This window comes from Microbacterium sp. NFH-22A-Y, from assembly GCF_021401375.1.
GTDB lineage: Bacteria > Actinomycetota > Actinomycetes > Actinomycetales > Microbacteriaceae > Microbacterium > Microbacterium hominis.
This window is the reverse complement of the sequence record NZ_JACBGF010000003.1, coordinates 193,141-206,791: the sequence shown is the minus strand read 5'-3', so window position 1 is coordinate 206,791 and position 13,651 is coordinate 193,141. Positions and strand designations below refer to the sequence as shown.

The 13,651-nt window shown below is 71.1% G+C and carries 13 protein-coding genes; 4 read left to right on the top strand and 9 right to left on the bottom strand.

Features of this window, described 5'->3' with window-relative positions; translation table 11 throughout:
• Positions 1–20 precede the first annotated feature (20 nt).
• Together lipB and lipA are read left to right on the top strand one after the other, a co-directional pair.
• Entirely contained in the window at positions 21–668 is a 648-nt protein-coding gene (lipB, locus tag L0965_RS11970; protein ID WP_101306232.1) for a lipoyl(octanoyl) transferase LipB, read from the top strand.
• Positions 665–1,690, top strand: a complete 1,026-nt coding sequence (lipA, locus tag L0965_RS11965) for a lipoyl synthase (protein WP_101306231.1) — start codon at positions 665–667, stop codon at positions 1,688–1,690. The genes lipB and lipA overlap by 4 nt, the downstream gene beginning before the upstream one ends.
• A gap of 106 nt (positions 1,691–1,796) precedes the next feature.
• On the opposite strand, the gene L0965_RS11960 is transcribed toward lipA, so the two are convergent.
• The 3 genes from L0965_RS11960 to smc are packed head-to-tail and all read right to left on the bottom strand — an operon-like array spanning position 1,797 to position 6,762.
• On the bottom strand, positions 1,797–2,297 hold the full coding sequence (locus L0965_RS11960; protein ID WP_060958471.1) for a DUF2004 domain-containing protein: 501 nt from the start codon (positions 2,295–2,297) through the stop codon (positions 1,797–1,799).
• A gap of 48 nt (positions 2,298–2,345) precedes the next feature.
• Complete coding sequence (gene ftsY / locus L0965_RS11955) at positions 2,346–3,218, bottom strand: signal recognition particle-docking protein FtsY (RefSeq protein ID WP_060958470.1); 873 nt, start codon at positions 3,216–3,218, stop codon at positions 2,346–2,348.
• 34 nt (positions 3,219–3,252) lie between these two features.
• Positions 3,253–6,762: a chromosome segregation protein SMC gene (smc, locus tag L0965_RS11950; protein WP_101306230.1), complete on the bottom strand. Its 3,510-nt coding sequence runs from the start codon at positions 6,760–6,762 to the stop codon at positions 3,253–3,255.
• A gap of 392 nt (positions 6,763–7,154) precedes the next feature.
• Here smc and L0965_RS16645 point away from each other — a divergent pair, with 392 nt between their 5' ends.
• Complete coding sequence (locus tag L0965_RS16645) at positions 7,155–7,286, top strand: hypothetical protein (protein WP_255266054.1); 132 nt, start codon at positions 7,155–7,157, stop codon at positions 7,284–7,286.
• A 58-nt stretch (positions 7,287–7,344) separates the two neighbouring features.
• Positions 7,345–8,430: a GNAT family N-acetyltransferase gene (locus L0965_RS11945; RefSeq protein ID WP_101306229.1), complete on the top strand. Its 1,086-nt coding sequence runs from the start codon at positions 7,345–7,347 to the stop codon at positions 8,428–8,430.
• Between the two features lie 19 nt (positions 8,431–8,449).
• Here L0965_RS11945 and mutM read toward each other — a convergent pair whose 3' ends face one another.
• Genes mutM through L0965_RS11915 form a run of 6 tightly spaced genes read right to left on the bottom strand, consistent with a single transcriptional unit; the run spans position 8,450 to position 13,612 of the window.
• The gene (mutM, locus tag L0965_RS11940) at positions 8,450–9,379 is read right to left on the bottom strand and encodes a bifunctional DNA-formamidopyrimidine glycosylase/DNA-(apurinic or apyrimidinic site) lyase (RefSeq protein ID WP_101306228.1); all 930 of its coding nucleotides are present in this window, start codon (positions 9,377–9,379) and stop codon (positions 8,450–8,452) included.
• Positions 9,372–10,064, bottom strand: coding sequence for a ribonuclease III (gene rnc / locus L0965_RS11935; protein ID WP_101306227.1), 693 nt, complete (start codon positions 10,062–10,064; stop codon positions 9,372–9,374). Before rnc ends, mutM begins: the two co-directional genes overlap by 8 nt.
• A 16-nt stretch (positions 10,065–10,080) precedes the next feature.
• On the bottom strand, positions 10,081–10,290 hold the full coding sequence (gene rpmF, locus L0965_RS11930; protein WP_005050211.1) for a 50S ribosomal protein L32: 210 nt from the start codon (positions 10,288–10,290) through the stop codon (positions 10,081–10,083).
• Positions 10,291–10,292: 2 nt separating this feature from the next.
• A complete protein-coding gene (locus L0965_RS11925; RefSeq protein ID WP_060958465.1) occupies positions 10,293–10,841 on the bottom strand; it encodes a DUF177 domain-containing protein in 549 nt (182 codons plus the stop codon).
• Between the two features lie 52 nt (positions 10,842–10,893).
• Entirely contained in the window at positions 10,894–11,391 is a 498-nt protein-coding gene (gene coaD / locus L0965_RS11920) for a pantetheine-phosphate adenylyltransferase (protein WP_060958464.1), read from the bottom strand.
• A gap of 43 nt (positions 11,392–11,434) precedes the next feature.
• Positions 11,435–13,612 (bottom strand): ATP-dependent DNA helicase RecG, encoded by a 2,178-nt coding sequence (locus L0965_RS11915; RefSeq protein ID WP_234057989.1) that lies wholly within the window; start codon positions 13,610–13,612, stop codon positions 11,435–11,437.
• Positions 13,613–13,651: the final 39 nt, after the last annotated feature.

The following is a 13,651-nucleotide window of genomic DNA, read 5'->3' as shown; positions in this document are numbered from 1 at the left end:
CGACACCGGAGGAGCACACCATGCTCGATGTGCAGACCGTGGGCCTCGCGCCTGATCTCGTCCCCTATACCGAGGGCTGGAGCCTGCAGCGGGAGATCCACGCCGGCGTCGTCGCCGGGGAACGCCCCGACACGCTGCTGCTGCTCGAGCACGAGCCCGTCTTCACCGCGGGCGCGCGCACGGCCCGCAACGAGCGTCCGACCGACGGCACGCCCGTCGTCGACGTCGACCGCGGAGGGAAGATCACCTGGCACGGCCCGGGGCAGCTCGTCGGCTACCCGATCGTGCGGCTGACCGAGCCGGTCGACGTGGTCGCCCACGTGCGGCGCATCGAGCAGATCCTCATCGAGGTGCTCTCCGGCCTCGGCGTCGAGGGCTACCGCGTCGAGGGGCGCAGCGGCGTGTGGGTGAGTCGCCCCCTCTCTGAGGACAAGATCGCCGCCATCGGGGTGCGCGTGCAGCGCGGTGTCACGATGCACGGGTTCGCCCTCAACTGCGACAACTCCCTCCTGCCCTTCTCCCAGATCGTCCCGTGCGGCATCTCGGATGCCGGAGTCACGACGATCAGCGAGGTGCTCGGGCGCGACGTCTCCCCCGCCGACGTGCAGGGTCTCGTGGCCGATGCCTTCCGGGCGTCGTTCGGCCCGGCCGTGGAGGTCGCGGCATGAGCGCGTGCGGCGTGACCCCCAGCGGCGACACCGGTCCGGCCAACGCGCCGGAGGGCCGCAAGCTCCTGCGTCTGGAGGTGCGCAACGCCCAGACGCCGATCGAGCGCAAGCCCGAGTGGATCCGCACGAAGGCGAAGATGGGCCCCGAGTACCAGGCCCTGCAGTCGCTCGTGAAGGACGAGGGACTGCACACCGTCTGCCAAGAGGCGGGCTGCCCCAACATCTACGAGTGCTGGGAGGATCGCGAGGCGACCTTCCTCATCGGCGGCTCGCAGTGCACACGGCGCTGCGACTTCTGTCAGATCGACACCGGCAAGCCGGCGGACTACGACACCGATGAGCCCCGGCGCGTCGCGGACAGCGTGCGCAGGATGCAGCTGCGGTATGCCACGGTCACCTGCGTGGCCCGCGACGACCTCCCCGACGGCGGTGCGTGGCTGAACGCCGAGACCATCCGTCAGATCCACGCCGTCAACCCGGGAACCGGTGTAGAGCTGCTCGCGACCGACTTCAACGGCGAGCCACGTCTCCTCGACGAGGTCTTCGCCGCGCGCCCCGAGGTGTTCGCGCACAACGTCGAGACGGTGCCGCGCATCTTCAAGCGCATCCGCCCCGCATTCCGCTACGAGCGCTCGCTCGATGTGCTCACCCAGGCGCGCGCGGCCGGGCTGATCACGAAGTCGAACCTCATCCTCGGCATGGGCGAGGAGCCGGAGGAGGTCGTCCAGGCCCTCCAGGACCTTCACGACGCCGGCACCGACATCATCACGATCACGCAGTACCTCCGCCCGACGCCCCGCCACCTGCCGGTGGCGCGGTGGGTGCGTCCGCAGGAGTTCGTGGAGTTCAAGGAGCAGGCGGAGCGGATCGGCTTCCTGGGCGTCCTCGCCGGTCCGCTCGTGCGCTCGTCCTACCGTGCCGGCCGCCTCTGGGCGCAGTCGATGACGGCGAAGGGCCGTGAGATCCCGGCCCACCTGTCGCACCTCGCCGACGCTCAGCTGGGATTCGCCCAGGCCGTCTGACGCCGCCGCTCCGCGCGCGAGCCGCTACTGCGCGTCCGAACCGCCATCGCGCGTGCCGTCCGGGCTGTAGCGGCTCGGCCAGGGCGTAGCGGCTCGCGGGTGGGGGTCAGTCGGCGCTCGTGACCGACTGGACGTCGCCGTCGCTGGTGAGGTTGACCAGCAGCACCTCGTCGGTGGCGTCCGGGTCGAGCGCGTACTCGAGCACGGCGAAGGGGTCGGAACCGCCGTGCTCGTCGGCGAGGATCGTCATGCTCACCAGCTGCAGCGAGCGGATGATGTCGATGTGCACGTCGCCGGAGATGTCGACGAGCACGTCCTCGAGGTCGTCTCCGAGGGTCTCCTGCTGTTGCAGCAGGTACTCCGTCACCTCGCTCGTGCGGTCGTCCAGCTCCGCCACCATGGCGTTCCGGGCCTGCAGGTCGATCTGCTCGAGCGCGTTGATCATGGCCGCGGCGACGTCGAGCGCGGCCGCGGACACGTCGTCCTGATCGGGCGCCGTGAGGTCCACCGTCACGCGCTGATCCGCGAAGTCGACCACCTCGGACCAGAAGATCGATCCGTCGGGCCCGGACTCCAGCAGTCCGAAGTAGTCGTGCTCGATCGCCATGTCCCTATGCAACCACCCTCGGCGCCCGTGCGCGACCCCGCGGCGTCATCAGTCGACGAGCGCGGCGGCGAAGACGTGCGGCGTGAAGCCGGTGAGGTCTCCGATGCCTTCGCCCTGTCCCAGGAGCTTCACGGGGATGCCGGTGCGCTCCTGCACCGCCAGCACGAACCCGCCCTTCGCGGAGCCGTCGAGCTTGGTGATCACCAGTCCCGTGACGCCGGCGTGCTCGAGGAACGCCTCCGCCTGCATGACGCCGTTCTGGCCCGTCGTGGCGTCGAGGACGAGGAGCACCTCGCTGATGGGGGCCTGCTTCTCGATCACCCGACGGATCTTCGTCAGCTCGTCCATGAGGCCGCCCTTGGTGTGCAGGCGTCCCGCGGTGTCGACGAGCACGATCTCGGTGCCGTGGGCCTTCGCGTAGTCGATCGTCTGGAAGGCCACGGATGCCGGATCCTGCCCCTCCTGCTGCGGGCGGACGATCGTCGCTCCCCCGCGTTCGGCCCACGTCGCCAGCTGGTCGACCGCGGCGGCACGGAAGGTGTCCGCTGCGCCGACGACGACCGAGCGGCCGTAGCGCTGCAGGAACTTCGCGAACTTGCCGATCGTGGTCGTCTTGCCCACGCCGTTGACGCCGACGACGAGCACCACCGCCGGGCGCTCCGTGAGCCGCAGCGTCGTGTCGAACTTCGCGAAGTGCTCTTCGAGGGTCTCCCTCAGCATCCGCTGCAGATCGCGCGGGTCGGTCGTGCGGAAGCGGTCGACCTTCTCGTGCAGCTCATCGATGATGCGTTCGGTGATGTCTGGGCCGAAGTCCGCGGTCAGCAGTGCCGTCTCCAGGTCGTCCCAGGTGTTCTCGTCGATCGTGGGCTTGACGAACATGCCGCGCAGAGCGCGACCGAGCGACCAGGGATTCTCCGCCATGACTTCAGCCTAGATGCCCGCGCGGCGCACGCCGTCAGGCGCTCTCGCGCTCGCGCACCCGCTGGCCGACGACGGCGGAGACGCCGTCCTGGCGCATGGAGACGCCGTAGAGGGCGTCGGCGATCTCCATCGTGCGCTTCTGGTGGGTGATCACGATCAGCTGGCTGGACGCGCGGAGCCGTTCGAACACGCCCAGGAGCCGGCCGAGGTTGGCGTCGTCGAGCGCCGCCTCGACCTCGTCGAGGATGTAGAACGGGCTGGGCCTGGCCATGAAGATCGCCGTCAGGAGCGCCACCGCGGCGAGCGAGCGCTCACCGCCGGAGAGCAGCGACAGGCGCTCGATCTTCTTCCCCACGGGGCGCACGGCGACCTCGATGCCGGTCGTGAGCGGGTTGTCGGGGTCGGTCAGCGAGATGCTCCCCGAGCCTCCGGGGAAGAGGATCGGGAACACCTCGCCGAACGCGACGCGGGTGTCCTCGAACGCCGCGACGAAGATCGTCTGCATCCGCTCGTCGAGCTCGGCGATGATCGTCTGCAGATCGGAGCGCGTCTGCACCAGGTCGGCGAGCTGCTCCGTGAGGAACGCATGGCGCTGCTCGAGCGCCGCATACTCCTCGAGCGCGAGCGGGTTCACCCTGCCCAGCTGCACGAGCTTGCGTTCGGCCTCCTGGAGGCGCTTTCGCTGCGCGGCACGGTCGTACGTCTCCGGCGGTGCGTCATCCCCGGTGGGGATCGGCACGTCGGGACCGTATTCCGCGACGAGAATATTCTCGTCCAGGCTCAGTTCGGAGGCGACCCGCTCGAGCAGGCTCGTCACGTGGAGGCGCTTCTCGTGCATCTGGAGCTCGAGGCCGTGGACGCTCTCGGTGAGACGGCTGAGGCGTTCGCGGACGGTCGCCTCCTCCGCCCGGAGGGTCGTGAGCTCCGCGGTCAACGCGGTGCGCGCCTGCTCGGCGAGCTGCAGCTCCACGCGAGCCTGCATCACGGACCGGTCGACCGAGTCGAGCACGGGAGGCAGCGCGTCGGCGACGTCGGCGGCGAGCTCCCGCTGCGCACGGCGGATCACGGCGCGACGCGCGGCCTCTGCCGCCGCGGCGCGCTCCCGCTCGCGCTGACGCACCAGCTGATCGACGCGGGCCTCACCCGCCCGTACCCGTTCGCGGAGCGTCTCGACGTCGAGACGGGCACGCATCTCCCGGTCGCGCGCGGCCTCGAGGGCGTCGAGGAGACCGTCGCGTGCGGAGGCGTCGAGCATCGGGCGGGGTGCCTGCTGTGCGCTCTCCAGCGCGTCGTTCGCCGCACGCGCCGCCTTCTCGGCATCCGCGACGGCGGCCGACGCCTGCGCGAGGCCCGCCTCGAGGCGTTCGCACTCCGCGACGGCCGCCTCGTGGCGCACCGTCGCACGATTGACCTGCTCGGTGTGGGCGGCGAGGGCGGCGTCGTGCTCCCTGAGGCTCTGCAGCGCGTCGCGGGTTCGGGTGCGCGCCGCGTTCCACCCGTCCTGCGCCTCGGCCAGGGCTTCGCGCAGCGAGTCGGCGACCACGGTGATCTCCGACAGGCGCTCCGCGGCCGCGTCGCGCTCGGCGGCCAGCTCCAGGCGGGACCGGCCGGCGCCCGACCCGGCCCGCATCGTGTACTCGGTCACCACCTCGCCGAGACGGGTGACGACGGTCACGGGCAGACCGCCGTTCGCCGCCGCCAGAGCGCGTCCGGCGGCGTGCGCGGAGTCGAGGTCCTCGACGATGGCGACCCTCGACAGGATGCCGAGGATGCCGTCGGGGGCGGTGACGACGTCCCGGGCGCTCACCGCCGCGGTGCCGGCGACGGCCAGAGCGGATCCGGCGGAGAGATCGGCGACGGCGATGTCGACCCGCCCGAGATCGGCGGCGCCCGCGGCACGCGCGAGCGCGACGGCCGCTTCCACGTCGTCGACGAGCACGCCCTCGGCGAGGGCGCCGAGGGCGGCCGCGATCGCCGCCTCGTAGCCCGGGCGCACCTTCACGTCGTCACCGACGAGTCCGCGGATGCCGGTGCCACCGCGGGCGATGAGCTCGGCCGCGGCGTTGCGAACGTCCAGCGCGCGCCCGAGGGCCGCGGTCTGGGCCGTGAGCGACTCGCGCTCCCGCTCCGACGCGTGCAGGCGCTCGCGCAACGCGGTCACCTCGTTCTCCGCCGTCGTCGCGTCGCGCTGCGCACGCTCGTACGCGGCGGTGTGCTCGGCCGAGGAGCCCTCCGCCGAGAGATCGGGATCCACCCCGGCGAGCACATCGGCCGCCTCCGATCGCCGGGCGAGCGCCGCATCCAGGGCGCGCTGCTGACGCTCGACCGCTGCGCGCACGGCGTCGAGGCGGGACGCGGCGGCATCCGCGGCACCGCGCAGCTTCGTGAGACGCATGTCGTGGGCGGAGACCAGAGCGCTCTGCGCGGCGATGTCGGCGTCCAGCGCGTCGAGCTCGGCGCGGGCGCGCATCACGTCGCGCGCCGCCGCCTCCGCGGCATCCTGAGCACCACCCAGGCCCGCGGAGATCTCGTCGATCTCGGCGCGCGCCTCGTCGATCGCGGACTGGCTGACGGTCGCCACCTCGATGCCGAGTGTGCCGTCGTCCTCCAGGAGCGCCAGCCGCTGGCCGGCCAGGGAGAAGAGTCCGCGCAGGCGCTCCTGCACGCGTTCGAGGCCGAAGGCGACGGCCCGGGCGCCGTCGACGGCCTCGGAACGCTGCTGGGCCTCCAGCGCGTCGATCCGCAGCTTCAGCTGCTCGGACGAGTCCTGGAGCACGAGCCGCTCCGCGCTGCGTTCCTGCTCGTTGCGGGCGTGGTCGGCCAGCTGCGCCCGCAGGCCCACGAGTTCGTCGGCGAACAGGCGCGCCTTCGCATCACGCACGACCGCGGCGATCGTCGCGGCCTCTCGGGCGATCTCGGCCTGCTTCCCGAGCGGCTTGAGCTGCCGGCGCAGCTCGCCCGCGAGGTCGCTCAACCGCGTCAGGTTCGCTTCCATCGCCTCGAGCTTGCGGAGCGTCTTCTCCTTGCGGCGGCGGTGCTTGAGGATGCCCGCGGCTTCCTCGATGAAGCCGCGCCGGTCCTCCGGAGTCGCCTGAAGCACGCTGTCGAGCCGGCCCTGGCCGACGATGACGTGCATCTCGCGTCCGAGCCCCGAGTCGCTGAGCAGCTCCTGCACGTCGAGGAGGCGACAGCCGACCCCGTTGATGGCGTACTCGCTCGTGCCGTTGCGGAAGAGGGTGCGGCTGATGGTCACTTCGCTGTACTCGATCGGCAGCGCGCCGTCGCTGTTGTCGATCGTCAGCTGCACCTCGGCACGGCCGAGGGGTCCGCGGGTGGAAGTCCCGGCGAAGATGACGTCTTCCATCTTGCCGCCGCGGAGGGTCTTCGCCCCCTGCTCGCCCATCACCCAGGCCAGGGCGTCGACGACGTTCGACTTCCCCGACCCGTTGGGGCCGACGATGCAGGTCACACCGGGCTCGAGTGCGAAGGTGGTCGGCTGCGCGAACGACTTGAAGCCCTTGAGCGTCAGGCTCTTCAGGTGCATTCGGGCGTCCTCCAGGGGTGGGTGTGCGAACCACGCTATCGGAACGACACGCGAACGCCGGCTTGACGCGCGACGAGAACAGCCGCTATCGTCACAGATCGCGTCTGAAGTCGAGAAAGGAGGTCCCCGACATGATTCGTTTGAACGCCACCGGCAGCGCCGCATTCGCGATGCGCGCCCTTCCGTTCCGTGAGCCGACGGGGACCGTCTCCTTCGACGCCTTCCGCGGCGTCTGCTGACGCGAACACAGGAGAACTCCGCCCGTCACGCGGGCGAGAGCGACCTCGCGCAGTCCTCCGGCACCGACGTCCACGTTGCGTGTGCCCACCGCCGTAGCCCGGCCAGACACCTGCCCTCGCGCGCATCTGCGCGCACTCACCGAAAGCACCACGATGCATACCTTCATCGCGTCGGTTCTGCACGCCAACGATCCCGAACGCCGCCGCATCCGTCTCGCCGAGCGCGAGCGCGAGCAGCGCGAGCTCGAATGGCAGCGCCGCCGACAGATCCTTCCGTATCTCTGACCCGCGCCCGGGGGCGACGACGACCGTCGCCCCCGGCCCTCACCACCAAGGAGAGAACATGACCACCACCGCCGCGGAGCTCCGCTTCCGCCCCTTGAACGTCCCGACATCGATGAGCGGTGACGACGCTGCCGACTTCCGCGAGTTCACCCGGGTGCGCAACCTCGTCTACCGCGAGATCGCCGGCAACGACGACGACGCACTGACGCCGGAGGAGCTGCTCCCCCACTACCAGCCGGATCCAGACGAGATCCGCATCGCCTGGATGGCGCTGTCCGACGGCGAGGTCGTCGGCCGTGTCGGCATCGACATCCCGCTCGAGAGCGGGTCGCGCAACGCCTTCTGGCTGGTGGAGCTGCTCGCCGCGCACCACGGGCTCGGCATCGGTTCTGCCGGCTACGCGCTCATCGAAGAGGCGGCGCGCGCACACGGGCGCACCGTCCTGCAGTCGTGGGCACAGCATCCCGACGCCGCGGGCGAGCGCCTGCAGGCGCCGACCGGGTTCGGCTCGATCCCGAAGGACCACGCGGCGCGCTTCTACCTGCGCCACGGCTACGCCCTCGAGCAGATCGAGCGTCAGAGCGAACTCGATCTGCCCGCGAGCGACGCCACGGTGGCCCGGCTCCTCGACGAGGCGGCCTCGGCGTCGGCGGGCTATCGCGTCGTGCAGTGGCAGGCGCCGACACCGGCGGAGTACGCCGAGGGGTTCGCCTGGATGAAGTCGCGCATGTCCACGGACGCCCCCAGCGCCGATCTCGAGTTCGACGAGGAGGTGTGGGATGCCGAGCGTCTCGCGCGTCACGATGCGAAGTACGCCGAGTCGGGTCGCATCAAGCTCGTGACCGCTGCCCAGCACATCGGCACCGGCGCGCTCGTGGCCTTCAACGAGCTCGTGCTCGGCACCGATCCGACCGGGCCCAGCCACCAGGAGGACACCCTCGTGCTCCGTGAGCACCGGGGACACAAGCTCGGTCAGCTGGTCAAGTGCGCCGGTCTGCGGACCTGGCGCAGCGAGATCGCCCCGGCATCCCCGAAGGTCATCACCTACAACGCCGAGGAGAACCGGCCGATGCTCGACATCAACGAGGCCATCGGCTTCGTGCCGGTGGCCTACAACGGGGCGTGGAAGAAGGTGCTCGCGTGAGTCGGCGGGTCGGCGCCGCTCATCGCAGCGGCGCCGACCCGGTGGGGCGCTGGCACCGCGGACAGTAGTGGCTGGACCGGTTCATGAACGAGTCCCGCACGATCGGGCGGCCGCACCGCGGACACGGCAGGCCGTCCCGGCCGTAGGCGTTGAGCGAGTGCGCGAAGTAGCCGGCCTGGCCGTTCACATTGACGTACTGCGCGTCGAAGCTCGTGCCGCCTTCCGCGAGCGCCTTCAGCAGCACCGCGCGCACCTCGGCGAACAGGCGGCGCACCGCGCGGACGCTGAGGGCGTCGCCGGGCGTCTCGGGATGGATGCGGGCGGCCCACAGCGCCTCGTCCGCATAGATGTTGCCGATGCCGCTGACCACGGTCTGATCCAGGAGGATCCGCTTGACCGCCGAACGCTTCGCGCGCACCCGGGCGACCACCGCGGCCTCGTCGAAGGCGTCGTCGAGCGGATCGCGGCCGATGTGGACCACCTGCGAGGGGACGAGCGCCTCGTCGCTCCCCCATCCTCCGACGCGCCCGTCGGCCGTGGGCACCAGATCGTCGATCGCCAACGAGCCGAAGGTCCGCTGATCGGCGAACACGACGGCGAGGTCGCCGTGGTCCGGGTGATGGACGTCCAGGCGCACCCGCTCGTGCCGTTCCACCAGGGCACCGGATGCCCGGAGAAGCATCTGTCCGCTCATCCCGAGGTGGGCGATGACGGCGCCGCGAGGGGCGTCGTCGGCGGATGCCGGAGCCAGCGGCATCCAGAGGAACTTGCCGCGTCGCGCGACGCCGGTGATCAGGCGGCCGGTCAACGCGCGCTCGAAAGAGCCGGCATCGCCGTCGTGACGCGTCAGCGCGCGGGCATCGCGCGCGTCCACCGCGACGATGCGCGCCCCGACCACCGCCGGTGCGAGACCGGCGCGGACGACCTCGACCTCGGGAAGCTCAGGCACGTTCGCTGAGCGTGCGCCACAGGGTGAGCGCCGCGGCCATCTCGGCCTGCTTCTTGCTCGATCCCACTCCCTGGCCGGCGGTGTCTCCGACGGACACGGTGGCGGTGAAGACGCGGTTGTGGTCGGGGCCCTCGGCCGCGATCTCGTAGACCGGGGGCGTGAGCCCGAGACGCGCGGCCAGTTCCTGGAGGCTCGTCTTCGGGTCCATCGCCGCGCCGTACCGGTCGGGATCGGCCATCAATGGCTGCACGAGCCGCAGCACGAGCGCGGTGGCCGCGTCCGGACCCGCCGAGAGGTAGGTGGCACCGATGACGGCTTCCATCGTGTCGGCGAGGATGGAGTCCTTGTCGCGTCCGCCGGTCTGGTCCTCGCCGCGGCCCAGGCGGAGATGCCCGCCGAGCCCGATACCGCGCGCGACCTCGGCCAGGGCGACCGTCGAGACGACGCTCGCCCGGCGCTTGGCGAGGGCGCCTTCCTCGAGGTCGGGGTGCGCGACGAACAGATGCACCGTCACGGCCTGACCGAGGATCGAGTCGCCGAGGAATTCGAGCCGCTCGTTGTGCGGCACGCCGCCGTTCTCATACGCGAACGAGCGGTGCGTGAGCGCAACCGACAGAAGCTCGGGGTCGATGTCGACCCCGAGCTTGTCGGTGAGCACACGGTGCTCGATCACGGCATCCGCCATCAGATGGCCGCCGCGATCAGATGTCGGCGACCTTGCGGCCCTTGTACTCGAGGAACAGCTCGGTGCCCTGCGAGTCGGTGACGACCTTCGCCTGGTGCGGGCGGCTGTAGACGACCTTGCCGTTCTCGACGGTCTTGACGAGCGTGGGGGCCTCGGCCTTCCACTGCGCGCGACGCGAACGAGTGTTGGAGCGGGAGACCTTCCGCTTCGGGGGGTTACCTGCCATGGCTAGCTCTTCTCTGTGTCGGTGACGACAGGGCGCGGAGCCTCGTCGTCAGGGTCTGGGGTGAGGGCCTTCAGCGCGGCCCAGCGCTCGTCGATCGGGATCTCCGGCGCGGTTCCTGCGGCCAGCTTCTCGCCCGTGACGGGGTCGAGCCCCGGGCAGTCCGGCTGGCACACCGGCTGGAACGGAAGCGAGAGGACGATCGCATCCCTGACCGGAGTTTCAAGATCCACGTGGTCGTCTTGAACCTCGAAGTCGATCGCTTCCGTGCCAGGATACCCGAAGAGCTCCTGAATCTCGACTTCGACAGGCTGGACGATGTCGGTGAGGCACCGTCCGCAGACGCCGGAGTACGCGGTGTCGATCTCCGCCGTGACGAGGATGCCTTCGTGCACCGACTCCAGACGCACCGCCAGATCGATGGGCTCGCCCTGCGCGATGGAGACGAGTCCTTCGCCCCATTTCGCCGGTGCAGGGACCTCGACGTCGAACTCACGCATCTCTCCCGCGCGATGGGCGATGTCCCGGACGGGGAAGACGAACGGACCGCTCACATGCTTTCTGACCACCACGCAATGCTAGTCGTCCGTGCGCCCGAGAGGGCCGTCAGCGCTCCCCCGCGCCCGTGTCGAGGAAGCGCGCGACCGGCCCGGGCACGAACGGCGACACGTCTCCGCCGAGAGCGGCGACCTGACGCACCAGCGAGCTCGATACCAGCGCGTGCGCGGGATCGGGCAGCAGGAAGACGGTCTCGATGTCCGCGAGGTGACGGTTGACGATGGCCATCGGGGTCTCGTAGGCGACGTCCACCTGCGAGCGGATCCCCTTCACGAGCACGCCGGCGTCCACGTCCTGCGCGTAGTCGACGAGGAGTCCGACACTCCAGGACGCGACGATGACGTCACCCTCGACGCCCTCCTCGGCGATGGACTGCTCGAGCAGGCTCAGCCGCTGCGCGATCGGCAGCATCGCCTCTTTGCCCGGATTGTGCACGACCAGCACGTGCAGCTCGTCGTAGAGGGCCGCGGCGCGGCGGATGACGTCGAGATGACCGAGGGTCGGCGGATCGAAGGAGCCCGGGACCACCGCGATGCGGTTGTTCATGCGGATCAGCCTAGCGGCGGGGCCCGGGGAGCCTCCTGAGGACTCAGCTCTTGGACAGCGCGGCGCGTTCCTGCTGCCCGACCCGGCGTTCGATCGCGGCGACCAGCCCGGGATGCCGAGAGAGCGTCGGATCCTCGGCCAGGACGTCCTCGGCGGCGGAGCGCGCCGAGGCGATGAGATCGGCGTCGGCGACCACCCTCAGCAGCCGCAGCGACGTGCGCGCGCCGGACTGCGCGTCGCCGAGGACATCGCCCTCGCCGCGCAGTTCCAAGTCGACCTCGGCGAGCAGGAAGCCGTCGGTCGTGGCGGCCACCGCCTCGACCCGCGAGCGCGCGGGCGTTCCCTCCGGAGCCTCCGTGACCAGCAGACACAGGCCCGGCACCTCGCCGCGGCCCACGCGTCCGCGCAGCTGGTGCAGCTGGGAGACGCCGAACCGATCGGCCTCCAGGATGATCATCGCCGACGCGTTGGGCACGTCGACGCCGACCTCCACCACGGTCGTCGCGATGAGCACGTCGATCTCACCGCGCGCGAAGGCCTGCATGACGGCATCCTTCTGCTCACCCGGCATCCGTCCGTGGAGGATCTCGACGCGCAGCGCGTCGAACGCGGGGATGCCCGCCAGCAGCGCGGCCACCTGGACGACGCCCCACCGCGTGCGGGGCTGCTCGCCCTCGACCGGCGGCGCGCCGGCGGGAGCCTCGTCCGCGGCATCCCGCGCCTCTTTGCCCGTGGCCTCGGCGTCGATCGCGGCGCACACGACGAACACCTGGTGGCCGGCTGCGACCTCCTCCGCTGCCCGCTCCCACACGCGCCCGAACCAGCCCGGCTTCTCGGCGAGAGGTGCGACGTGGGTCGCGATGCTGGCACGGCCGCTGGGCATCGTGCGGATGGTCGACACGTCGAGGTCGCCGAAGACGGTCATCGCGACGGTACGGGGAATCGGCGTGGCGGTGAGGACGAGCACGTGGGGCGCGGTGCCCTTCGCGCGCAGGGTCTCCCGCTGCTCGACGCCGAAGCGGTGCTGCTCGTCGACGACGACGAGCCCGAGATCGGCGAAGGTCGTCGACGCGCTCAATAGCGCGTGCGTCCCGACGACGATCCGCGCCTGCCCCGACGCCACGCGCAGGGCCGCCTTGCGCCGCTCCGCGGCGGGCAGCTGACCGGTCAGCAGCGTCGGCATGAGCTCGGGGGCGAGTCGGGGTCCCAGCATCCGTGCGATCGAGCGCACGTGCTGAGCGGCGAGCACCTCGGTGGGCGCGATGAGGGCCGACTGCCCGCCGGACTCCGCGACCTGCAGCATCGCCCGAAGCGCCACGAGCGTCTTCCCCGATCCGACCTCGCCCTGCACGAGCCGGTTCATCGGCCAGTCGCCCTCGAGGTCGGCGGCGATGCGGTCGCCGACGGAGAGCTGGTCGGGCGTGCGCGCGAACGGCAGCCGTTCGTCGAACTCGGCGAGCAGCCGCCCGGGGCGCCGTGCCGTCGCCGCCATCTCCCGCACGGCCTCGCGCTGCTGCAGCAGCGCCGTCTGCAGGACGAAGGCCTCGTGCATGCGCAGGGTGCGGCGGGCGTCGTCGATCTGCTCGAACCCCTCGGGGGCGTGGATGCGGCGCAGCGCCGCATCCGCCTCCAGCAGTCCCTCCCGGCGGCGCAGCGGCTCGGGAAGCGGGTCGGCCACCCCCGCCAGGCCCTGCAGGACGACGCCGACCGCCTTCTGCACCTGCCAGGTGGCCACCGTGCTGGTCGCGGGGTAGATGGGGATGGGCGTGTGCTGCTGGGCCTGGGCGTTCAGACGGGCCGTGTCCACGTCCTCGAAGAGCGTGTAGTCGGGGTGGGCCAGCTGCTGGTGGCCCTGGAACTGTCCGACCTTGCCGGAGAACATCCCCTGGCGACCGACCTGGAGGTCGCTGGCGCGCCACGCCTGATTGAAGAAGGTGAGCGTCAGCGCTCCCGCCCCGTCGCTGATGACGACCTCCAGGAGCGAGCCGCGGCGCTGACGCATCTGCCGCGACGACACCGAGCGCACCTCCGCGACGATCGTCACCTGCTCCCCCAGCGGCAGCGAGTCGATCGGCGTCAGCTCTCCGCGACGGGCGTAGCGGCGCGGGTAGTGGGTGAGCAGATCGGCCACCGTGATCATGCCGAACGCACGCTCGAACAGCTTCGCGGTCGGGGCCCCCAGCGCATCGACCAGAGCGGTGTCGAGCGTTAACGCGGGCATGCACCGAGTCTATTCAGGCCCGCCGACGCCGAGCGCGGC